General features: G+C 45.0%; 18 protein-coding genes. 15 read left to right on the forward strand and 3 right to left on the reverse strand.

From position 1 onward, the window contains the following. The first annotated feature begins 69 nt into the window (after positions 1 to 69). The 13 genes from LU297_RS06850 to LU297_RS06910 all read left to right on the forward strand — a co-directional run bounded on the left by LU297_RS06850 (position 70) and on the right by LU297_RS06910 (position 16,918). A complete protein-coding gene (locus tag LU297_RS06850) occupies positions 70 to 963 on the forward strand; it encodes an OmpA family protein (RefSeq protein ID WP_263075799.1) in 894 nt (297 codons plus the stop codon). A gap of 310 nt (positions 964 to 1,273) precedes the next feature. Beyond that, a complete protein-coding gene (gene smc / locus LU297_RS06855; protein WP_263075800.1) occupies positions 1,274 to 4,828 on the forward strand; it encodes a chromosome segregation protein SMC in 3,555 nt (1,184 codons plus the stop codon). Positions 4,829 to 5,068: 240 nt separating this feature from the next. Continuing rightward, positions 5,069 to 5,812 (forward strand): 30S ribosomal protein S2, encoded by a 744-nt coding sequence (rpsB, locus tag LU297_RS06860; protein WP_263075801.1) that lies wholly within the window; start codon positions 5,069 to 5,071, stop codon positions 5,810 to 5,812. A 75-nt stretch (positions 5,813 to 5,887) separates the two neighbouring features. Next, positions 5,888 to 6,766 carry a translation elongation factor Ts gene (gene tsf / locus LU297_RS06865; RefSeq protein WP_263075802.1) on the forward strand — a complete coding sequence of 293 codons (879 nt, stop codon included), beginning with the start codon at positions 5,888 to 5,890 and terminating at the stop codon, positions 6,764 to 6,766. A 141-nt stretch (positions 6,767 to 6,907) separates the two neighbouring features. Continuing rightward, positions 6,908 to 7,561 carry an orotate phosphoribosyltransferase gene (gene pyrE / locus LU297_RS06870; RefSeq protein ID WP_263077354.1) on the forward strand — a complete coding sequence of 218 codons (654 nt, stop codon included), beginning with the start codon at positions 6,908 to 6,910 and terminating at the stop codon, positions 7,559 to 7,561. 46 nt (positions 7,562 to 7,607) lie between these two features. Next, the gene (gshB, locus tag LU297_RS06875; RefSeq protein WP_263075803.1) at positions 7,608 to 8,558 is read left to right on the forward strand and encodes a glutathione synthase; all 951 of its coding nucleotides are present in this window, start codon (positions 7,608 to 7,610) and stop codon (positions 8,556 to 8,558) included. Positions 8,559 to 8,693: 135 nt separating this feature from the next. After that, complete coding sequence (gene murG / locus LU297_RS06880; RefSeq protein ID WP_263075804.1) at positions 8,694 to 9,785, forward strand: undecaprenyldiphospho-muramoylpentapeptide beta-N-acetylglucosaminyltransferase; 1,092 nt, start codon at positions 8,694 to 8,696, stop codon at positions 9,783 to 9,785. Between the two features lie 47 nt (positions 9,786 to 9,832). Further along, a complete protein-coding gene (murC, locus tag LU297_RS06885) occupies positions 9,833 to 11,275 on the forward strand; it encodes a UDP-N-acetylmuramate--L-alanine ligase (RefSeq protein WP_263075805.1) in 1,443 nt (480 codons plus the stop codon). A 131-nt stretch (positions 11,276 to 11,406) separates the two neighbouring features. Continuing rightward, a complete protein-coding gene (locus LU297_RS06890) occupies positions 11,407 to 12,324 on the forward strand; it encodes a D-alanine--D-alanine ligase (RefSeq protein WP_263075806.1) in 918 nt (305 codons plus the stop codon). Positions 12,325 to 12,462: 138 nt separating this feature from the next. After that, positions 12,463 to 13,182 carry a cell division protein FtsQ/DivIB gene (locus LU297_RS06895; RefSeq protein ID WP_263075807.1) on the forward strand — a complete coding sequence of 240 codons (720 nt, stop codon included), beginning with the start codon at positions 12,463 to 12,465 and terminating at the stop codon, positions 13,180 to 13,182. A gap of 239 nt (positions 13,183 to 13,421) precedes the next feature. Then, positions 13,422 to 14,708 carry a cell division protein FtsA gene (gene ftsA, locus LU297_RS06900; RefSeq protein ID WP_263075808.1) on the forward strand — a complete coding sequence of 429 codons (1,287 nt, stop codon included), beginning with the start codon at positions 13,422 to 13,424 and terminating at the stop codon, positions 14,706 to 14,708. Between the two features lie 90 nt (positions 14,709 to 14,798). After that, positions 14,799 to 15,929, forward strand: coding sequence for a cell division protein FtsZ (ftsZ, locus tag LU297_RS06905; protein WP_263077355.1), 1,131 nt, complete (start codon positions 14,799 to 14,801; stop codon positions 15,927 to 15,929). A 59-nt stretch (positions 15,930 to 15,988) separates the two neighbouring features. Beyond that, positions 15,989 to 16,918 (forward strand): PHP domain-containing protein, encoded by a 930-nt coding sequence (locus LU297_RS06910; protein WP_263075809.1) that lies wholly within the window; start codon positions 15,989 to 15,991, stop codon positions 16,916 to 16,918. Here the strand turns inward: LU297_RS06910 and LU297_RS06915 are convergent, their stop codons facing one another. The 3 genes from LU297_RS06915 to trmB form a co-directional block, all read right to left on the reverse strand. Beyond that, a complete protein-coding gene (locus LU297_RS06915) occupies positions 16,919 to 17,791 on the reverse strand; it encodes a regulatory protein RecX (RefSeq protein WP_263075810.1) in 873 nt (290 codons plus the stop codon). A 19-nt stretch (positions 17,792 to 17,810) separates the two neighbouring features. Then, on the reverse strand, positions 17,811 to 18,884 hold the full coding sequence (gene recA, locus LU297_RS06920; RefSeq protein ID WP_263075812.1) for a recombinase RecA: 1,074 nt from the start codon (positions 18,882 to 18,884) through the stop codon (positions 17,811 to 17,813). A 555-nt stretch (positions 18,885 to 19,439) separates the two neighbouring features. Further along, positions 19,440 to 20,201: a tRNA (guanosine(46)-N7)-methyltransferase TrmB gene (gene trmB, locus LU297_RS06925; protein ID WP_432806288.1), complete on the reverse strand. Its 762-nt coding sequence runs from the start codon at positions 20,199 to 20,201 to the stop codon at positions 19,440 to 19,442. 135 nt (positions 20,202 to 20,336) lie between these two features. Between trmB and LU297_RS06930 the strand changes: the two genes are divergently transcribed. Both LU297_RS06930 and LU297_RS06935 read left to right on the forward strand, forming a co-directional pair. Then, complete coding sequence (locus LU297_RS06930) at positions 20,337 to 21,278, forward strand: DUF2628 domain-containing protein (protein WP_263077356.1); 942 nt, start codon at positions 20,337 to 20,339, stop codon at positions 21,276 to 21,278. A 7-nt stretch (positions 21,279 to 21,285) separates the two neighbouring features. Beyond that, the gene (locus tag LU297_RS06935) at positions 21,286 to 22,041 is read left to right on the forward strand and encodes a conjugal transfer protein TraX (RefSeq protein ID WP_263075814.1); all 756 of its coding nucleotides are present in this window, start codon (positions 21,286 to 21,288) and stop codon (positions 22,039 to 22,041) included. Positions 22,042 to 22,044 lie beyond the last annotated feature (3 nt).

Below are 22,044 nucleotides of genomic sequence, written 5' to 3' on the forward strand. Positions count from 1 at the left end.
GTCGTTAGTCTTCCAAACCTCCCCACCCCTGCGGTGGGGCGGTTTCCCATTTATTTTTAAGGACTTATTATGAAAAACATTCTGTTTAAAGCCCTAACTGTATCAGCCCTAGCTGCTGCGGTTACTGCTTGTGCCACTACTCCTACCAAAGTCACCAAAGAAGGTACTACTGAAAACCCAGTATGGCCTCGTTGGGATTCTGTGACTTTTGACAAAAATCGTGGTACTTTCCCAAATCTTGCTAGCCTAAAAGAAGTCAAAGCTGGCATGACCAAAGACCAACTATATCATCTACTAGGTCGTCCACACTATGATGAAGTATGGCGTCCTCGTGAGTGGAACTATCTATTCCACTTCCACACCCCAGGTGTTGGTACTGATGGCGTAACTACTTGCCAATTTAAAGTCCTATTTGACAAAGACAAGTTCACTCGTTCATTCTTCTGGAACCCAGTAGATCCAGTTGATGCAGTTTGCCCACCACCAGTACAAGAAGCTGCACCACAAGTCATCATCAAAGAAGTAGCTGTACCAGCACCAGCACCAGTTGCTCCTGCTGCACCACAACTACAACGCTACACGCTAAATGCTGATGCACTATTTAGATTTGACAAGCACACTGTGGGCGACATGCTACCACAAGGTCGTCAAGACCTAGATGAGCTTGCTGCTCGTCTACGCACTTTCGACCAGCTAAACGCTGTCATCGTTACAGGTCATACCGACTTCCTAGGTACTGACGCTTACAACCAACGCCTATCTCAAAACCGTGCTCGCACTGTGACTAACTACCTAATAGAGCGTGGCGTACCAGCAAACATCATTCGTTCTGTTGGTGCTGGCGAAACTGACCCAGTTAAACAATGTGACACCAAACTACCACGCAACCAACTTATCGACTGCTTGCAACCAAACCGTCGTGTGACCGTTGATGTGGATGGCTCTGGTATCCTAAATCCATAATCTTGTTAGTATTTACTGTTTGACAAACACACAAACAGTAAACACAGAAGATGACAAAACACCGCCCTTGATGGGTGGTGTTTTTTGTGGGAAGTGGCGGAGCTTTTGTGCCAAAGCGGGTAAATTCTGCTACAATAGCAGGTTTATTTGCCAAGATTGTTTGTAGTTATAGTCAATTCTATTCAAAACCAGACAAAGGTTTTCCGTTCGTGGTGAGCTTGTCGAACCATAACGGAAATCCTTCACCCTTCGACAAGCTCAGGGCGAACGGTTTTGCTGTATAGTTTTGATATGAATTAAGTATAATATTATGCGTCTAAAATCCCTAAAACTTGCTGGTTTTAAATCATTTGCTAATCCGACCACTTTTACTTTTAAGCATGACATTACTGCCATTGTTGGGCCAAATGGTTGTGGTAAATCAAATGTCATTGATGCCATTCGCTGGGTGCTTGGGGAGACTTCTGCCAAGCAGCTTCGTGGTGGGGCGATGAGTGATGTGATTTTTGCAGGCGTGGAGGGTCGAGCCGCCAAAAGTTTGGCAAGCGTGGAGCTGGTGTTTGAGCATACCCAAGATGAGACACACGGCATTCGCCATGAGCTTAATCTGTATCAGGAGCTTAGCCTGCGTCGTCAGGTTACCAAAGATGGTAAGTCGGATTATTTCATCAATGGACAGCGAGTGCGTCGCCGTGATGTGGTTGATGTCTTTTTGGGAACGGGCTTAGGGGCAAGAAGTTATGCCGTCATTGAGCAAGGCATGATTGGACGGATTGTTGAATCCAATCCGATGCAGCTTAGAGAATTCATCGAGGAGGGGGCTGGTGTATCTCGCTATCAAGCACGCCGAGCCGAGACCGAAAAACAACTGGCTGAAACTCAGGATAATTTACAAAGACTGTCTGATTTGCAGGGCGAATTAAAAAAACAGCACAAAACGCTCATTCGTCAAGCTCAATCCGCCAAAGAATATGAGGCACTCAATGAGGAGTTGGCAAAGCTTCATCATGATGATTTGATTCGCCGCCTGTTTGAAGCATGGCAGTATCATGAGACCAAAAAAGCAGAACAAAGCAAGTTGGGGCAAGAGCTTGCTGAGCTTGAAGCCAATGCCAATAAAGTGCGTAAGGAGCTGGACGAATTATCTGCCAAAGTCGCTGAGGGTCAATGGCTTAAAGATGAGGCTAAGGATAAATACCACAATGCCCAAATGGCGGAGCAGACTGCTCAGCATAATTTTTATACCCTTAATAGTCAGATTAGCCAAAATGATGAAAAAATCAATCGATTGACCGCTCAGCATCAAGAAGCCAGCCAAAGCATTGAACAGGCTCAAAATGAGCTGGTGGCACTTGAAGCCAAATTGGCTAACATTAATCCGCAGTTGGAGCTTGCCAGTCAGCGATTGACACAAATCCAGCAATCAGCGGCGAGTGTGCAGGTTGATTGGCAAAAACAGCGTGATGAGTTAAATGCCTTGACTAATGAAAAGAACACGCTTGAAAATACCCAAAAACTCACCCTTGCTCAGATTGAGCGAGTTAAAACCAATCAGCAAAGATGGCAAAAGAAATTTGATGATTTACAGCAATCGATTGCCAGTATGCAGATTGATGAGACGCTTGATGAACAGATTGTGCGTTGCCAAGATGAGATTGATACTTTGACGCTCAGGCTTGATGCTTTTGATGAGCAGACGCTCAAAGGCGAATTTGAGGCGATGAATCAGCAAGTGCAGACCGCCCAAAAGGGTGTCTTGGAGCAAGAAAAACGCCATGCTACTTTGATGGGCGAGTATGAAATTTTGCACAAACTGGTGCATCATCAAAAAGCTGAAACACATCAAGAAGACCAAGCTGGTATGCAGTCTTTGCCATCATTAAAAGATGAAATTCGCCTAAGCAAGCAAGGCGAGCAGTATGCATCGGTGCTGGACACTTTTTTGGGGTTTTGGCTTGATGCCAAAATTTCCGCCCAGATGATGACGGAGGGCATTTGGACATCGCCTAAGCAAATCAATGCAGTTTTGCATACAGGTAATGCCACGCCACGACTGCATGATGATAGGCTGATTGCTTTAAGTCAGTTGATTGATGCACCTAAGCTGACTTTGTTTGCTCAATGTTATTTATTCGATGGCGAGCTGACAGAATTTGAGACGATGGCAGGGCAACTGGATTTGGCTGGTGTGCTTGTTTTGACCAGCACAGGCTGGCTGGTTGGGGTATTTGGCATGGTGCACATGAGTAAATTTGGCGAGCATCAGGGCGAATTTTTGAGCCAAAGACAGCTGTATTTACAGCGTTTGGCACAGCTAGAAGAGGAGCTTGGTCGGGTTGAAGATGAGTTACAGATTGCCCAAAAGTCTTTAAAATCAGACAATGCCAAATTAGATACCCTAAAAATTTCATTAGAAGAAATGCTGGCAAATCGTCAAAGCACGACTGCACAGCTCAACCAAGCACAACAAACACTGATTAAGCTTCATGCCGACCAGCAAACCCAAAAAATCAAACAAGATAACTTGCAAAAAAGCCAGCAGTTATTGGAGCAGGAGCGACAAGAGCTACAACAGGAGCTGGCACAACTGGAACAAGATGAGCAAGCTGGCATGAAGAAACTGGCAGAGTTTGAGCCACGCTTGGTGCTGGCAACGCAGGCGATGGCAACGCAGACTGCCTTGATTGATGAGCAAAACGCCAAACTAAAAACCTGCCAAGAGGAATATCAAGCCTTACAGCTACAACATCATACGCTCACGCAAAGTCAGACACACGCTCAAAAAGTCTTGCAAATGACCCAACATACGCTGACACAGACACTCTTGGATATTGAAAATACGCACCATGCCCAAGAGCGGCTTAGCCAAGAATTACCTGTGCTTGAACAGCAATTTACCCAAGCCAAGCAGCACAGTCATGAGCTAAAAATCATCAGCCAAGAACATGAAGAGGCGGTCAAGGTGCTGCAATTAGGGCAGGCTAAGCTACAAGAGGCTTTGACCACTGCACATGGGCTATTTATGACTGCTCAAACTCAAAGCACTCAGCTGACAGCAGATACAGCGGTGGGCGAGAGTCGCTTACAAGACATTGGCGATGAGTTGATGCGACTTGATGAGAAGTTTAATCTACCAGCGACTTTGGCGGATTTTCGTCATCAGCCCAATCGCCATTTTGAGGATAATACAGCACAGCAAGAAGCCATTAAGCAAAAAATCATCAAATTAGGTGCAGTGAATCTGGCAGCTGCTGCTGAACTTGCCGAGCTGGAATCCAGAGTATCTCCAATGGATACCCAGATTGCCGACATCACACAAAGCATGGCCAAGCTGCAAGATGCGATTAAGGCGATTGATGAAAAAACCAAATCGTTATTTTTAAATGCTTTATCCGCCGTCAATCGTGAGTTAAATACTTTGTTCTCCAAAGTGTTTGGCGGTGGGCAGGCGAGCCTGACTTTGATGGACGATGAGTCATTGAGCAAGGCGGATAAATGGCGAGCAGGATTGGTGTTGATGGCACAACCAAAAGGGAAGAAAAATTCTCGCTTGGCGGTATTGTCAGGTGGTGAGAAAACCTTGACGGCACTGAGTTTGATTTTTGCGATTTTCAAGCAACACCCAGCTCCTTTTTGCGTGCTTGATGAGGTCGATGCACCGCTTGATGATGCCAATGTGGCTCGCTTTACAGGATTGATTCACGAGCTTGCCAGTGATGTACAGTTTATTTTTATTAGTCATAATAAACTGGCCATGCAGATTGCCGATGAGCTCAAAGGCATCACGATGCCAACGGCAGGCATTTCTAGCTTGGTGACGGTCAATTTAGAAGAAGCACAGCAGTACCTAGATACTGGCGTTTGATGCTTGCCAACCTTGAAAAAATTTAGATAAGGCTTGGTTTGCTAGGGATTATCTGTTATAATAATGCGTCCATTTTTTATGGGCGTATTTTTTAACTTTAACACTACACACACGAGATGACCAAGAATATCGGGGTGTCTGTGAGCTTGACTAATTTATTTGTTAAAAATAGATGCGTGCTGACAGATTCGGTATTTTGATTTCGTGGAGGCGTAACCCAACTTAATATTAGGAATTTTTATGTCAGATAAAAACCCAACTCAAATCTCAATGCGTGATTTGCTAGAAGCTGGTGCTCACTTTGGTCACCAAACTCGTTTTTGGAACCCAAAAATGAGCCAATACATCTTTGGTGCAAGAAACCGCATTCACATCATCAACTTAGAGCACACTGTTAAGCAGTTCAATGAAGCACTAACTTTCGTGAATAAGCAAGCTGCTTCACGCAACAAGATTTTGTTTGTTGGTACTAAGCGTGCTGCAAGTGCAGTTATCCGTGAGCAAGCGACTCGTGCTGGCATGCCATATGTAGATCATCGCTGGTTGGGCGGTATGCTTACCAACTGGAAAACACTACGCCAGTCTATCAACCGTCTAAAAGAGCTTGAAAAACAAGCAGAAGATGGTACTTTTGCTAAGCTAACTAAGCGTGAAGCCTTAGAGCGTACTCGCCAAATGGAAAAGTTAGAGCGTGCTTTGGGTGGTATCAAAGATATGGGCGGTCTGCCTGATGCGATTTTTGTTGTCGATGTTGATCACGAAGCCATCGCCATCAAAGAAGCGAAAAACTTGGGCATTCCTGTCATCGGTATCGTAGATACTAACTCAAACCCAGACAATGTGGACTATGTCATCGCAGCTAATGACGATGCAATCCGTGCTGTTAATCTATATGTAACTGCAATGGCTGATGCCATCATCGCTGGTAAAGAGTACGCCAAAACTCAACAAGGCGGTGCTGCTGAGCAAGCTGCTGCTGAATAAGCATCTAAAATGACGATAACGCCGACACGCTTGGCGTTATCAGCGTTTAAATAGAACTAAAAAAGGTACGAAAAAATGACTCAAGTTTCTGCAAAGCTTGTAAAAGAATTGCGTGACCGTACAGGTCTGGGCATGATGGAATGCAAAAAAGCAATGGAAGAAGCAGGTGGCGACATCGAGCTTGCCATTGACAACCTACGCAAATCAGGTCAAGCCAAAGCTGCTAAGAAAGCAGGTAACATCGCTGCTGACGGTGCTATCGTCATCGCACAAACTGCTGGTAAAGCATTGCTACTAGAAGTAAACTGCCAAACCGACTTCGTTGCAAAAGACGAAAACTTCACCGTATTTGCTAACAAAGTTGCTGAGCTTGCTTTGGCAAATAACACCACTGATGTGGCTGCCATTTCTGCATTGCCATATGGCGATGGTGCTTCTGTTGAAGAAGCTCGTGTGGCATTGGTTCAAAAAATTGGCGAAAATATCCAAGTTCGCCGTGCTGAAATCATCGAAGGTGCTAACCTTGCTGCATACCGTCACGGTCTGCGTATTGGTGTGGTTGTGTCTTATGAAGGCGGTAGCGAAGAAGTTGGTAAAGCTGTTGCCATGCAAGTGGCTGCATTCAACCCGCTTGCTGTCAATGAAGCTGATGTACCTGCTGACATCTTGGCTCGTGAGACTGACATCATCACCGCTAAGGCCAAAGAATCTGGCAAGCCAGACGCTGTGGTTGAGAAGATGATTACTGGCGGTATCCAAAAATACCTAAATGAAGTAACTTTGGTTAATCAACCTTATGTGATGGACAACGACAAGAAAGTTGGCGATGTACTAAAATCAGAAGGTGCAACCATCATCAGCTTCAAACGCCTAGAAGTTGGCGAAGGCATTGAGAAAAAGCAAGAAGACTTCGCTGCCGAAGTTGCTGCTGCCCAAGCTGCTGCAAAAGCTTAATATTAAGCGATTTGCCAAAAACCCAGTTCGTGATGAGCTGGGTTTTTTGTGTCAAAAATGTTTTTGGTATTTGTAAAACTTTGGGTAAAAGAGTACAATAATCAGAATTTGACCCAGATTGATTGGTAAGGAAGGTAGATGATGCAAGTATTTAGCCCACAGCAGTTTATTGAAGTTGCTTTACAAAATAATGTACTTCGTTTTGGTGAGTTTACCCTCAAATCAGGTCGGGTTAGCCCCTATTTTTTTAATGCTGGGTTGCTTGCAACAGGAGAGCTGTTGTCCGTGCTTGCTGATGGCTATGCCAAAACGCTGGCAGAGCATGCCAATACTGATGAGCTGACTATCTTTGGTGCTGCCTATAAAGGCATTCCTTTTGTGGCGGCGACTGCACAGGCATTGTGGAATCATCATCAGCTCAATGCTCAATGGGGCTATAATCGCAAAGAAGCCAAAACGCATGGCGAGGGCGGTACACTGGTTGGTGCAGAACTTGCAGGCAAGGCAGTATGGGTCATTGATGATGTGATGACCGCAGGCACAGCAATGCGAGAAGTGGTCGAAATTCTACAAAATGCAGGGGCAAGTGTGGCAGGCATCATTGTGGCACTTGACCGCAAAGAAAAAGGGCAGGGCGATAAGTCTGCCATTCAAGAGCTTGGCGAATCGCTTGGCGTGCCTGTGCTTGCCTTGGTGACGATGGACGACATCATCGACTATGTCGCAACGCATGGCACGGCAGAACAACTTGCCCAGATGAGGGCATATCGTGAACAATACGGCGTTCATGAATGATGCTGTACTGATTATTTGAATAAAACTTAATTTTTTGGTTATTGTGATGAAACAACTTAAATTCTTAGTCGTGATGGACGATGTCGCAACCATCAATTACAAAAAAGACTCAACATTGGCGATGATGTGGGCGATGGCGGACAAAAATCATCAGATTTATTATTGCCAAATCCATGATTTGTGGCTTGACCGTGGTAAGCTAAATATCGATGCTTGCCCAATCAGCGTATATCGCAATCCTGAGCATTTTTATGAGCTTGGCGAGAGTAGCACGATGCAGGCGAGTGAGTTTGATGCCATTTTGATGCGTAAAGACCCGCCTTTTGATATGAAGTTTTTGTACGCATTGCATTTGCTCGATTATGCCAAGCGTGCAGGCGTGTTGGTGGTCAATGACCCACAAAGCGTCAAGGATTGCAATGAAAAATTGTTTGCCACTCAGTTTAGTGAATTTATGTCGCCCACGATTGTGACCAACAAACAGTCGCACATTCGTCAATTCATCAAAGAGCATGGCGATGTCATCGTCAAGCCGCTTGATGGCATGGGTGGCATGGGTATTTTTCGTTTGACCGCTGACAGCCCCAATATTGGCTCAACCCTTGAAATGCTGACCCAGCTTGGTACTTTGCCAATCATGGCTCAAAAATACATTCCTCAGATTGTTGATGGTGATAAGCGAGTCTTAATCGTGGGCGGCAAGCCTGTTGATTATTGCTTGGCTCGCATTCCAAGTCAAGGCGAAACTCGTGGCAATCTGGCGGCTGGTGGGCGTGGTGTGGCGATGCCTTTGTCTGACAGAGAAAGAGAGCTTGCCCAGAGTATTGCTCCAACTTTATTGGAAAAGGGATTGTATTTTGTAGGGCTTGATGTGATTGGTGGCTTGATTACTGAAATCAATGTGACTAGCCCAACTTGTGTGCGAGAGATTGATGACCAATGTGGCACACAAATTGCGGTTGATTTTATTGAGCTTTTGGAGCAAAAATTGGCATAGCCATCATCTAAGATGAGTGGTGCAAAAAATGCGTAACGCAATTTGACAAATTGTAGCCAATTTAATGCAAAACTCATCTTGTATGATACAAAAAAGCCAATCACAATAGGCGGTTTTAGCAAGACGGATTGTAAGATGACGATGAATGTTTTGATGATGGCGGCAGGGACAGGCGGTCATGTTTTTCCAGCGTTGGCAGTAGCAGATGAGCTTGCCAGTCGTGGAGCAAAAATCCACTGGCTTGGTACGCCAGCAGGCATGGAAAATGAACTGGTGGCAAAGCATGGCTATCAGATGCACCATATTGATATGCAGGGGTTGCGTGGCAAGGGCTTGGCTCGAATGGTGAAGTTGCCATTCATGCTGTTTAAGGCAGTGATGTCAGCCAGAAAAATCATACAGACTCATCAGATTGATGTGGTGGTTGGTTTTGGCGGTTATGTTACCGCACCGGGTGGACTGGCTGCCAAATTGTGCAAAGTTCCGCTGATTATCCATGAGCAAAACGCCATCGCTGGCATGAGTAATCGTAATCTGGCAACGCACGCTGACCGAGTGTTGCAGGCGTTTGATGGGGCGTTTGGTGCTAATTTGGGCAATAAGTTATTGACGGTTGGCAATCCAGTTCGTCAGCAGATTGCCCAAATCGCCATGCCTAGCGAGCGATATTTGCAAGATGAATCGCCTTTAAAGGTGCTAGTTGTGGGCGGTTCGCTGGGTGCAATGCCAATCAATAAGGCGGTGCTGGATATGCTTAATCATCTACAACGCCCCATCAACTTGCAGCATCAATGTGGCAAGGATAACCATGAAGAGATGCTGGTTGCTTATTCGCAGGCGGGCATTGACACCAACAAGCACATCACTCAACTAAAACCATTCATCGAAGACATGGCACAGGCGTATGCGTGGGCAGATGTGATTATTTGTCGTGCAGGTGCTTTGACAGTCACCGAAATTCAGACAGCTGGCGTGGCAGCGATTTTTATTCCATTGCCGCACGCTGTGGACGATCATCAGACCGCTAATGCCAAATCTTTGACAGACAAAGATGCAGGCATCTTGTTGCCTCAAACCCAGCTTTCTGGCGAGAAATTGGCACAGATTTTGGATAATCTTGACCGCAAGCAATGCTTGGCGATGGCAAATATTGCTCGTGGTCTTGCCAAGACCAACGCAACCAACGAAGTGGCGGATTTGGTTGGTCAAATTGCCAAGAAATTTTAATAAAATTTTAGTAAAATCATCAAATTTTTTTAATAAAAGGAATATCCATGCCAAACCAAACTGCCAAGAGCTTGCCTAAGCGTCTGATTGAAATCCCAGAGATGCGTCGTATCAATACCATTCATTTTGTTGGTATTGGTGGTGCTGGTATGTGTGGCATTGCCGAAGTGCTTGCCAATCAGGGCTATCAAGTTACTGGCTCGGATATCAAAAGCAGTATCGTTACAGATAGATTGACCAGCTTGGGCGTGCAGGTGTTCATTGGGCATGATGCCATTAACATCAAAGATGCCGATGTGGTCGTGGTGTCATCTGCCATCGATAAAACAAACCCAGAGGTGCAGGCAGCGTTGATTGCCCATATTCCAGTGGTGCGTCGTGCTGATATGCTGGGTGAATTGATGCGTTATCGTCACAGTATTGCGGTGGCAGGTGCACATGGTAAAACCACCACAACCAGTATGCTAACGATGATGCTGACTGAGGCAGGACTTGACCCTACTTATGTGATTGGCGGTAAGCTAAATGCGTCTGGTAAAAATGCCTCTTTGGGTCAATCTCGTTACTTGGTGGCAGAGGCTGATGAATCTGATGCGTCTTTTTTAAGTTTGCGTCCAATGGCAGCGATTGTTACCAATATCGATGAAGACCACATGGATACCTATGAGGGCAGTTTTGAAAAGCTAAAACAAGCCTATATCCAATTTTTACAAAACATGCCGTTTTATGGGTTGGCAGCAATCTGTGGTGATGATGAAGTGCTATATCAGATGATTGATGACATTGCTCGTCCTGTGCTGACTTTTGGTTTTAAGCCACATAATGATGTGCAAGCCATTGATTTGGTGGTTGATGGCACCAAGACCCACTTTACCGTCTTGCGTAAAGACAGAGAGCCTTTGGCTTTGACGCTCAATGTTCCAGGCGAGCATAATGTGTATAATGCCTTAGCAGCCATTACTTTGGCGACTGATGAAGGGGTTGATGATGCGGCCATCATTCGTGCCTTAGAAAAATTTGCAGGCGTGGGTCGTCGTTTTGAGCAACACGCCAGTGTCGCATTGGGCGATGGCGATGTTCTGCTTATCGATGACTATGGGCATCACCCTACCGAAGTGGCAGCCACCATCAAGGCGGCACGCCAAAGTTACCCAGACCGTCGTCTGGTGATGATGTTCCAGCCTCATCGTTATAGTCGTACGCGTGATTGCTACGATGATTTTGTTGCGGTATTGTCTGATGTGGACGAACTGTTATTGTTAGAAGTGTATTCTGCTGGCGAAAGCCCGATTGAGGGTGCTGACAGTAAGGCATTGGCAAGAAGTATCCGTCATCGTGGGCAGGTTGAGCCGACCTTGATGAAATTAGATGAAGTAGCAGATACGGTCAAGCGAGTATTAAGACCAAATGATTTGCTCATCACACAAGGGGCGGGTAATGTCGGTCAAATCTGTGTGGATTTGGCAAAAAATGGGCTGTATTTGAGCTAGATGGATTTGCTTTCATGGGCGTGCTTTGTCAATCTTTTGATGAAACAAGGTACGCTGATGGGCAATCTATCGCTATATTTTTTTAAATATATAACAATATTATTTTAATTTATTTTTAAATGGTAGAATGTATGAATACCCAAGTAGATGTGAAACAATTTGGCAAAGTTGCTGTGGTTTGTGGCGGATTTAGTGCCGAGCGAGAAGTGTCATTAAATAGCGGTAAGGCGGTGCTGGACGCTCTATTATCAAAAGGCGTGGACGCTCATCATTTTGACCCTGCCGATACCGACATTTCAAAGTTGCGTGAGTTTGACCGTGTGTTTAATGTCTTGCATGGCACTTTTGGTGAAGATGGTAGTTTGCAAGGCGTGCTAGATGGTTTTAATATTCCTTATACTGGCTGTGGCGTGTTGGCTTCTGCCATTGCCATGGATAAATTTCGTTGCCGTCTCATCTGGCAATCACTTGATTTGCCAAATGTACCGTATGTGGTATTGACCGATGACAGCGATTTTGATGCCATCGAAGAGCAATTTGGACTGCCAATGTTCGTCAAGCCTGCTGCCGAAGGGTCAAGCGTGGGCGTGATGATGATTGAAGAAAAGGGCGGTCTGGCAAAAGCATACCCCACCTTAAAGCAATATCACGGTGCAATTTTGGCAGAAAAAGCCATCACAGGTGGCGAATATGCGTGTGCAATCTTGGGCGATGATGCCTTGCCAAGCATTCGCATTATCCCTCAGGGTAAATTTTACGACTATGAAGCCAAATACAATAGTAACGATACCGTATATCAATGTCCCTCAGATTTGACAGCTGAGCAAGAGCGTCAAATGGGCGAGCTTGCCAAAAAAGCTTTTGAGGCAGTTGGTGGTCGTGGTTGGGGTCGTGTTGATTTTCTAAAAGATGATTCAGGCAAATTGTATGTACTGGAACTCAATACCGTGCCTGGTATGACAGACCACAGTCTTGTGCCGATGGCTGCCAAAGCTCGTGGTTTGGATCTTGCCAGCTTGTGTGTGGCGGTATTGTCACAAACATTATGATGAACTAAGGATTTGTCCAAAGTTTGTTGATGACTTTGGACAAATTGATGTTTTTTTTGATTTTTACTTATTGCCAAAAATCAGCTAATATATGGCGGTTTGATTTTTTGATGGCAATTTGCCAATTTTGGAATGATTATGACTACACAATCCCGACAACTTCCCACCATTAAGACATGGCATATTGTCGTGTTTGGCGTGGTGTGTACGCTGTTGTTGGGTTCTCTTGCCATTCGTTTGATTGATAATGCCAAGTTCTCGCCCATTGCTATTGACCCAACAGGTCTAAGCGATTTGGAGGTATCTGCAATCGAAAAGGCGATTGAGCCAATCGGTGCAGTGCAATTTTTTGCTGCTGACTTGACCGCAATTCATCAGGCAGTCAGCAAGCTATCTTGGGCTCAATCAGTCGAAGTGCGTCGAGATTGGCATCATGGTGTCACGGTGTCCGCCACTCCCAGAATTGCTGTGGCAAATTTTGGCAGTGACCAGTTGTTGGATGCTGATGGGGTGGTTTTTACCCCTGCTGATGTGCGTATGACCAACAATCCAAAACTGGTGTATTTGTATGGTCATGCAGAAGAGTCAAAAATCATCATGCAGCAGACCAAACGCCTAAATACTTGGTTTGCTCCCCTAAAAATGACCGTCAAAGATGTGATTTTGACCCCAAGAAAAACTTGGGTGGTGGTGTTTCATAATGGCATGCGTGTCATTGTAGATCATGAAAACGCTGAGCAAAAATTATATAATCTTTCCATTCATCTTTCCACTTCTCTAAAAAATGAATTAAACAAAATTCAATCAGCAGATTTACGTTACAAAAATGGCTTTGTCATTGCTTATAAGACCGCCTAAACATCGACTCAAAAAATAATAGATGACAAAATGATTTTTAAGTAGCTTTTGTTATTTGTTGTGATTTTTGCCTAAAAATAACACAAAAAATCATGAAAATTCATCATTTTATTTGTTTGGCACTTGTGAGAATGTCTTAGAAAATGATAGAATATTCGTTCGTGTATTTTTATTTTTCTGATATGCTTGGTTCTTTGATGAATCTAAGCACAAATTGCTAATTTTCTAAGGAAACGATTTTGAATCTTCATGCTGCAATCCACATCGGCTCAACGGCGGTCTGCACCGTCATTGGCTGTATTGAACATAGTGGGGATCAGTCGTACCTAAAAATCCTAGCAGTTGGCTTGGCACACACCAATGCTTTTTCGCAAGGTCGTATTACTTATCGTGAGCATTTGCGTTCGGCGGTGCATAAATCGCTCCAAGAAGCGATGGATATGTCTAACATTAACATCATCAATCCTTTGATGTCCTTTGCAACACCATTGATGGAGTCTAGTAATGAGCTGGCGGTGGTTGATGTTGAGGATTTGGAAGGTGTGATTCATGCCGAAGATTTGTATCAGGCACATTGGCAAATCCAAGAGCGACTTGCTGCCAAAGACGCTGCGGTATTGCAGGCTTGCCAGCAGATTGTGTCTTTACAAAGTGGCGAGCAGGTGCTTGATGCGATTGGTCTGCGTTCTAAGCAGATTTCGGTGGCGTGCCATGTGATGAGCATTCCAAGCACCAGTCATCAGCAGATGCTTGATTTGGTGTTGGACCAAGAGATTGATGCCAGTACGACGGTGTTTGATGGGGTGGCTGGTGCGTCTTATGCCCTGACCAAAGCTGAAAAACATCAAGGCGTGTGTTACATTGATATTGGTGCGACCATGACAAAGGTTTGTCTGTATTATGACAATACTTTGTTGTACTCAAAATGCCTGCCTGTTGGTGGACAAACAGTCGATATGGATATTGCCAAAGAGTGCAATATTTCTTTGCAAGATGCCGAAAGTTTTAAGCGACAAGAAGGCACGCTAAATCATGAAAAATACAGCATGGGTGCACATGTCATCTATAAAGAAGGCACAAAATACGAAAAAACCATGCTACGCCGTGAGCTAAACCAAGTCATCGAAGCTCGCTACTACGGTATTTTTGCCGACATTTTTGAAGATATTCATCGTGTCGGTTTGGCAGGTGGATTTGACGCAGGCGTGGTGCTGGCAGGTGGCGGTGCGTCAATGGACGGCATTGTTGGGTTTGTGCGTAGCAGATTTGGTGTGCCTGTACGAATGGTGACCACGCCAATGATTAAACTGTCGCCCACATTAAGCGATGAAAATTTAAAATTATTACAATCTCATTTGCAAAATAACACATTGCACAGTGCGATTGGTACATTGATGTATGGCATGAGCGAAGAATTTGCCCGAGACCAACAAATCAATCTGCTCGATGATGATTCGGAAGGTTTTTTTGGCACTATGGTGCAAAAATTTCAAGCATGGCTTGCAAGGTTTAAGAAATTTGCCTAAAATATCTGTCAAAGCAGACTGATGATTGTCATGCTGGGACATGGTTAGTAAAATTATTGATAAATATCGGAGTAGGTTATGAAATACGGCATGGTTGATGAGAATCAGCTTGAAAATAATGGTCAAGCACGCATCATCGTTTTTGGCGTAGGTGGCGGTGGCGGTAACGCTGTTGAGCATATGGTTCGCCAAAATGTCAAAGGCATTACTTTTGTTTGTGCCAATACCGATTTGCAAGCATTAAATAAGTTGTCAGCACCGCACAAAATCCAAATCGGTGCAGATGCCACTCGTGGTCTGGGTGCGGGTGCTAATCCAGAAGTGGGTCGTGCAGCAGCCGAGAGCAGCGAAGAAGAGATTCGTAGTATGCTACAAGGCTATGACATGGCGTTCATTACTGCTGGTATGGGCGGTGGTACTGGCACAGGGGCTGCTCCTGTGGTGGCTCGCATTGCTAATGAGATGGGTATTTTGACCGTGGCGGTTGTAACCACGCCATTTACTTTTGAGGGTAAACGCCGTGCAACCGCTGCCAAAAACGGCATCGATGCCTTGACACAACATGTGGATTCTATCATCACCATTCCAAACGACAAGCTAAGCCAAGCCTATCGCAACATGACAATGGTTGATGCGTTCAAAAAAGCTGATGATGTATTGTTGTATGCGGTTAATGGTCTGACCGAAACCATCGTCAATCCTGGTATGATTAACATTGACTTCAACGATGTGCGTACTGCCATGACCGCCAAAGGTCATGCCATGATGGGCATTGGTCGTTCAAGCGGTGCTAACCGTGGCGTGGAAGCAATGGAAAAAGCCATTCGTTCGCCACTGCTAGATGACCTAAACCTACGCAATGCACAAGGTCTAATCATCAATATCATCGGTTCTGGCGTGACGATGGAAGAGGTTATGGCAATCGTTAGCGTGGGCGAAGAGATGATGAATGAAGACGCTCATGTATTCTATGGCTTGGTTGATGACCCAGACATGGACGATGAAATCCATGTGACGGTAGTGGCGACTGGCTTGACGGTCAGCAATGCACAGCCAGCACCAGTAGTGGCACAACCTGCCCAAGCGGTTCAGCAAGCAGCCCTTGCCAATCACACCAGTGCTTTTGCTCAGCAACAAAGCCAAGAGCCAAGAGTGGGTGGACCAAAGCCACTGAGTGTTGGTAACTATCTGCAACAGCAGCAACAGCTAAAAAATAACTAAGCATTCATCGAACAAAGCCCTGCACTTGTAGGGCTTTTGTTGTTTTTGGGATAATGATGATGGCAAGTAAAATAGATTTGCATTCGCACAGCACTTGTTCTGATGGCACAAATTCGCCTTCGGCATTGGTTGAATTGGCGGCAAGAGCTGGTGTTCGACTGTTTGCCCTGACAGACCACGATACGGTGGCAGGGCTTGATGAAGCACGACAAATGGCAGAGCGACTTGGTGTATTCTTTGTCAATGGCGTGGAAATTAGTTGCACGCATTCACTGTTTGGTGGTTATGGCAAAAATGCCAGCATTGATAAAATCATTCATGTGGCGGCGTTAAATTTTGATGATGTGGATAAAATGCACACCGCCCTACAAGCATTGCAAGATAGCCGTCATCAGCGTGGTTTTGCAATGGTGCAAAAATTGGCACAGATTTTACCATTTGACACAGCCGAAGCAAGTAAGCATTTTGCTGATGTGCTATGGCAACGAGTGCTGGATAAAACCAATCAAAACCCCAAGGCGGTTGGTCGAGCTCATATTGCACAGGCGTTGCAAGAGATGGGTATTGTGCCAACCGTGCAAGCGGCATTTGATAAATATCTGGCGGATAATAAGCCTGCCTATGTCGCCATCAAGACCATCAGTATGCAAGATGCCATTCAGCTCATTCATGAGTGCGGCGGCGTGGCGGTACTGGCTCACCCCAGTCGCTACAAACTATCTTCCACTCGTATTCAACGATTGATTGCAGATTTTGCAGATTTTGGTGGCGATGGTTGTGAATTGCCAAATAATGAACCGCTTAGCTTGGTGCAGATGGTGGCTCGTACGATGGATAAGCACGGGTTGTTGGCATCATTGGGCAGTGATTTTCATGGCAGTAATATGCCGTGGCGAAAACTTGGCAGCACCACCAAACTTTTGCCCAATCAGCAAGGCATCTGGCAACGCTTTATTAGTGATGATAAGCTGTCACTCATGCTATCCTAATCAGCGGTCTTTTAAATCATCTAGGGTGTATTTTAGGGCATCAAAACAAACGCTCATTTCATAACCACGATACTGTAAAAATCGCAGCTGTTTGGCTTTTTCTTTGGGGGTCTGAGGTGGGGCGTTGCCATATTTTTTGCAGCGAGCCTCCACCGCCAAATACAGCCAATCAACCTTGTCATGGCATGAGTCAAGTGAAGTGCCATCGATGAGCGTATCAATCCCAGCTTGGGCAATCATGTCATCAAGCGATGAGTCAAAGTTGAGCCTTGCTTCTTTAAAAGCCTGATGAATGTACTGTTTTCCACGAGCTTTGCGAATACTTTCACGAATAATCATGTAGGCACATCGCTCATCGCTTTGATAGCCTTTTTCAGCAAATTCAATCAGCAGTATTTCGACAGCGTCTGCATCACAGTCTTTGGCAAGTAGTTTTTGGCGAAGTTCGTGTTGCGATAATTCACGCTTGGATAAATAATAAAACGCCAGCCATCGCATGTAGTTGATGGCACGGTCGGTTTGTGCCAAAGGTTCAATGGCAACGCCTTGAAGTACATCAGCAAGATTTTGGGGTAATGCTTTTTGTTCTGGGTCTTTTTGATGCTGAGCCAATAAGGCGGCAACTTGGCTGTTTGGTGGGTTTGCTGGTGTTTTGTGGGATTGTTTGGGGTGTGCGGTAGGGGATTTGGTGGTGGTTGGTTTGGTGGTATGGGCAACAGTACGGGTATTGTGATTCGGCTGTGGCGACTGCTGTTTTGAGCGGTGCTTGATTTTGGTTTGGGCTGATGTTTGTGTTTGGGAATTGGTTGTGTCAGCAGAGATAGGCTGACCACCCATCTCTGCCAAAACTTCGGATAAAGTTTTAATTTGCATGTAGCATCACTTGCTTTAATCAAAACATCTCGTCATTGCCGTTGTCCATTTCTGGCACATATTCAGGCACTTCATCGCTCTCATCTTGTGGTGCAGCGATTTTGGTGCTGAGTTTTTCGGCACGGATTCTGCTTTCGATTTCTTGGGCGATTTGTGGGTTTTCTAGTAGGTATTTGACGGTGTTGGCTTTACCTTGACCAATCTTGCCTTCGCCATAGCTGTACCATGCACCTGATTTGCCAACTGCACCAATTTCTACACCCAAATCAACAACTTCACCTAGACGGTTGATACCCTCGCCATACATGATTTGAAATTCGGTTTGGCGAAATGGGGGTGCCATTTTATTTTTGATGACTTTGACACGAGTTTCAGAACCTAAAATCTCTTCGCCATCTTTGACCGAGCCAATACGGCGAATATCCAAACGCACCGAAGCATAGAATTTAAGGGCGTTACCGCCTGTGGTGGTTTCAGGAGAGCCAAACATCACACCAATTTTCATACGAATTTGGTTGATGAAAATCACCATACAGTTAGAACGCTTGGCATTACCAGTGATTTTGCGTAGTGCCTGACTCATCAAGCGAGCTTGCAAGCCCATGTGGCTATCGCCCATCTCGCCTTCGATTTCAGCTTTTGGGGTCAAGGCAGCAACAGAGTCCACAACAATTAGGTCAATCGCACCTGAACGCACCAGCATATCAGCGATTTCTAATGCTTGCTCGCCATTATCAGGCTGAGAAACAAGCAAATCATCGATGTTTACGCCAAGTTTTTTGGCATAAATTGGGTCTAGGGCATGCTCAGCGTCAATGAATGCACATTTGCCACCTTGTTTTTGGCATTCAGCGATGGTTTGTAGTGTTAGCGTGGTTTTACCAGAGCTTTCAGGCCCAAAGATTTCAATGATACGACCTTTTGGCAGACCGCCAATACCTAAGGCAATATCCAAGCCAAGCGAGCCTGTGGAGACCACATCGACATCGACAGCGGCATTTTCATCGCCCAAGTGCATGATGGCGTTTTTGCCAAAACTTTTTTCGATTTGAGCCAAAGCGGCTTTGAGTGCTTTTTCTTTATTCTCGTCCACGAGTGTTTCCTTGTCATTGTAGGCTAAATAGCCAGCCAAAATTCGCCCAATTATAGCATAATTTGATGAGCATTGGGCGTAAAATCTGTGTATGTTTTGGGTAATTGAGTTGTTGATTAACCAAAGAAAAGTCATAATCATGCCATCAATAACTGCTTGGCTGTCATCGCTTGTGATTTGGCATCATCGATGCCATCAAAGAAAATTATCCACATGGCGATGATGGTGTTTTGTCAAGCGGTGCTTTGTTGAAGGTGATGCACCAAAATTCTGGCAAGCATAGATAAATCTGGTCATGAATTTTGATAACTGATTGATTTACAATGATATTTTTTGAATTAAAACTGTATAAATTTTATACAATTTTGCTCATGGCGTGATATATCCAAAGGATTTTTGAAAAAATCCATGCTTTTCCACATAGTTATCCACAGATTTTGTGGACAAAATATCACAGTCAAGTCCGCTAATGTCGCCACATGCTGTGTGGGATAAACATCACGCACAAAAAAACCTGCATCAGCATCAGGCGAGCAGGTTTTTTTATTGTTTGGGTTAGGCTTTTTGGTAAATCAAATCCCAAACGCCATGCCCATGTGTCAGCCCTCGTTTTTCAAATTTGGTCTGCGGGCGAAATGCTGGGCGTGGGGTAAATTGCCCAGCACCTGCCGTATTGATGAATTCTGGCATATTATCCAGCACTTCTAGCATCCAAAATGCGTAATGCTCCCAATCGGTTGCTGCATGAAAAGTGCCAGCAGGTTTGAGGACTCGTGCCACTTTTTGCATGCGGTCTTGGGTGACAAAACGGCGTTTATAATGACGCTTTTTTTGCCAAGGGTCAGGAAAATATAGTTGCACGGTATCTAGATGATTGTCAGGCAGATTATCCAGTAAAGCAATGGCATCGCCATTGATGACTTTAAGATTGCTAAGAGATGCCTCGTCTGCCATAAAGGCTAGTCTGCCAATGCCTGGTTCATGAACTTCAATGCCGATGAAGTTGCGTTCTGGTTGATTGCTTGCCATCTCAAATAGACTATCGCCCATGCCAAAGCCGATTTCTAGTGTCAAAGGTGCATCAGTCCCATTGGGCGTGTCAGCAAAAAATTGACGCAAATCGGTCAAGGCGGAAACATCGCCCAACTTGCCTACTTCGCCACAGTGATTGAGAATGATGTGAGCAAAACGGGTGTCGATGAGTGCCAGTTCTGCATTTTGATTCATGTGGGTGCGGCGTTTCATGAAAGTATTGATTTTGCGAAACTGCTCAGGCGTTTGGGCAAGTTTGGCAAGACGAGTGCTGATTTCGTCCATATCGATGGTGTCGGTCAAATTTGTGTTTGAATTTGTCATAACAAAAAGCGTAAAATGATGGAAAATGGGTGCATTATAAAGAATCTTACCCAATAAAGCCACACTTGGGGCGATATTTACGAACAAATAGGGTCAATTATGCGTTTGCCATTCTTAGAAGACACCACACCGCCACCGTTTTATCAAGCCAATCTAAGTCAGCGGCAGCGAACTCGTCTAGACCAATGGTTTATTGGACATCGTTCTCAGGCTTATTATTTGCAACGATTTGCCCAGTTTGATGAACGAGGCAAGTTGCACGCCAGTTGGAATTGGGCAGCGTTTTTGATGACTTTTGGGTGGCTGTTGTATCGCAAAAGATACCTTGATTGTGTGGTGTATTGCGTGGCTGGCTGGTCGTTCATCAAGGTGAATATTGTGCTAAGTTTGGTTGTCAGTGAATTTTTATTCATGGACTTAGTGGCACAAGCATGGCAAGTATGGGTGCGTATTGGCATTGGTGTTGGTGTATGGCTTTTTTGGTCAATGATGGTGGCAAGATGGGCGGACGCTTATTATTATCGAATGGCTCGCCGTGAGATTGCTGATGCTTTGGCACAATATCCAGCTGATGATGAAGCCCAAAAGGCTCATCTACGCCATGAGGGTGGGGTTAGTTTGGTTGGCATGGGAATTGCTTTTGCGATTTTTGCGGTCATGCTGACCATCATCAGCGTGCAATTTGTGCCTATTGTTGCCAAATCCCAAGAACAAAAACTGCTGTTTGCTGTTCATAATCAAGCCAATGCAGTGGCAAAGCGTGTTGAGATTATCATTAAGCAAACAGGCAAATGCCCTGTTGATTTGCCAGTCAGTAATGATGTCAATCAGGCACAGATGGTCATTCGTCAGTCTGTGGCAGGGCAAAAGACTGATTGTGCAGTGGTGGCAACCATCACTAAGGCACATTATCCGATTCGTTATCTCAATGGACGACAACTCATCATGTATCGCACCGTCAATCCAGAGGGCAAGGTATTTTGGCGATGCCAAAGTTCACTGAATAAAAAACAAACCCCCAAACGCTGCGTAGGATAATAAGCCAATGAAACAAGATGCCAGAGGTCTAACAGCATTTGACCTAAAACTCATCGCCATCATCGCAATGACGCTAGACCATTTGGCGTGGGTGTTTTTGGCTGATGATGGATTGCTGTCTGGGGTGCTGCATTTTATCGGTCGTCTTGTTGCACCTTTGATGTGCTATTTGTTGGTGGAGGGATTTCATCGTAGTGCCGATGTATCTAGCTATCTGGGTAGATTGCTTATTTTTGCTTTACTGTCTCAGTTGCCATTTTCGCTGTACTTGATAGGCATTGGCAATCTTGATGAGGCAGATTGGACGCAGTTTTTGGCAGGGAATGTTCTGTTTAGCTTGGCGGCTGCACTGTTTTCGCTTAGAGTGTGGCATAAGGCGTGGTCGTGGTGGCAAAAATTACCCATCATCATGCTGACGATGTTGATGGTTGATGGTGCAGACTATGGCGGCGGTTTGATATTTTTGACATTGTTGTTTGATGCCTTTTATCATCAAAAACAACGATTGCTGATGGCTTATCTGCTTGGCGTGCCAGTATTTTATTGGCTGGTGTATGGTAGCGAGCAGACGGTGTTGGCGTGGTGGGTGCATTTAGGTGTGCTGCTTATCATGCCTTTAATTTATGGTTATGATGGCAGACAGGGCAGGCGGCTGGGCGGTCGATATTTCTTTTATGCGTTTTATCCAGTACATTTGCTTTTGATTGCATTATTGGTGTGGGTGTATGAGCGTCTTGGTGGAGCATTTCCTTTATTGGTGTGATGT

The organism is Moraxella nasicaprae, from assembly GCF_025643275.1.
Lineage (GTDB): Bacteria > Pseudomonadota > Gammaproteobacteria > Pseudomonadales > Moraxellaceae > Moraxella > Moraxella nasicaprae.

What these genes read in the sequence shown, in the direction of transcription:
- smc (WP_263075800.1), top strand. Translation starts at nt 1,274, where the DNA reads ATGCGTCTAAAATCCCTAAAACTTGCTGGTTTTAAATCATTTGCTAAT.
- gshB (WP_263075803.1), top strand. Translation starts at nt 7,608, where the DNA reads ATGAAACAACTTAAATTCTTAGTCGTGATGGACGATGTCGCAACCATC.
- murG (WP_263075804.1), top strand. Translation starts at nt 8,694, where the DNA reads ATGACGATGAATGTTTTGATGATGGCGGCAGGGACAGGCGGTCATGTT.
- LU297_RS06910 (WP_263075809.1), top strand. Translation starts at nt 15,989, where the DNA reads ATGGCAAGTAAAATAGATTTGCATTCGCACAGCACTTGTTCTGATGGC.
- LU297_RS06890 (WP_263075806.1), top strand. Translation starts at nt 11,407, where the DNA reads ATGAATACCCAAGTAGATGTGAAACAATTTGGCAAAGTTGCTGTGGTT.
- rpsB (WP_263075801.1), top strand. Translation starts at nt 5,069, where the DNA reads ATGTCAGATAAAAACCCAACTCAAATCTCAATGCGTGATTTGCTAGAA.
- tsf (WP_263075802.1), top strand. Translation starts at nt 5,888, where the DNA reads ATGACTCAAGTTTCTGCAAAGCTTGTAAAAGAATTGCGTGACCGTACA.
- LU297_RS06850 (WP_263075799.1), top strand. Translation starts at nt 70, where the DNA reads ATGAAAAACATTCTGTTTAAAGCCCTAACTGTATCAGCCCTAGCTGCT.
- trmB (WP_432806288.1), bottom strand. Translation starts at nt 20,201, where the DNA reads ATGGACGAAATCAGCACTCGTCTTGCCAAACTTGCCCAAACGCCTGAG.
- murC (WP_263075805.1), top strand. Translation starts at nt 9,833, where the DNA reads ATGCCAAACCAAACTGCCAAGAGCTTGCCTAAGCGTCTGATTGAAATC.
- LU297_RS06895 (WP_263075807.1), top strand. Translation starts at nt 12,463, where the DNA reads ATGACTACACAATCCCGACAACTTCCCACCATTAAGACATGGCATATT.
- LU297_RS06915 (WP_263075810.1), bottom strand. Translation starts at nt 17,791, where the DNA reads ATGCAAATTAAAACTTTATCCGAAGTTTTGGCAGAGATGGGTGGTCAG.
- pyrE (WP_263077354.1), top strand. Translation starts at nt 6,908, where the DNA reads ATGCAAGTATTTAGCCCACAGCAGTTTATTGAAGTTGCTTTACAAAAT.
- LU297_RS06935 (WP_263075814.1), top strand. Translation starts at nt 21,286, where the DNA reads ATGAAACAAGATGCCAGAGGTCTAACAGCATTTGACCTAAAACTCATC.
- ftsZ (WP_263077355.1), top strand. Translation starts at nt 14,799, where the DNA reads ATGGTTGATGAGAATCAGCTTGAAAATAATGGTCAAGCACGCATCATC.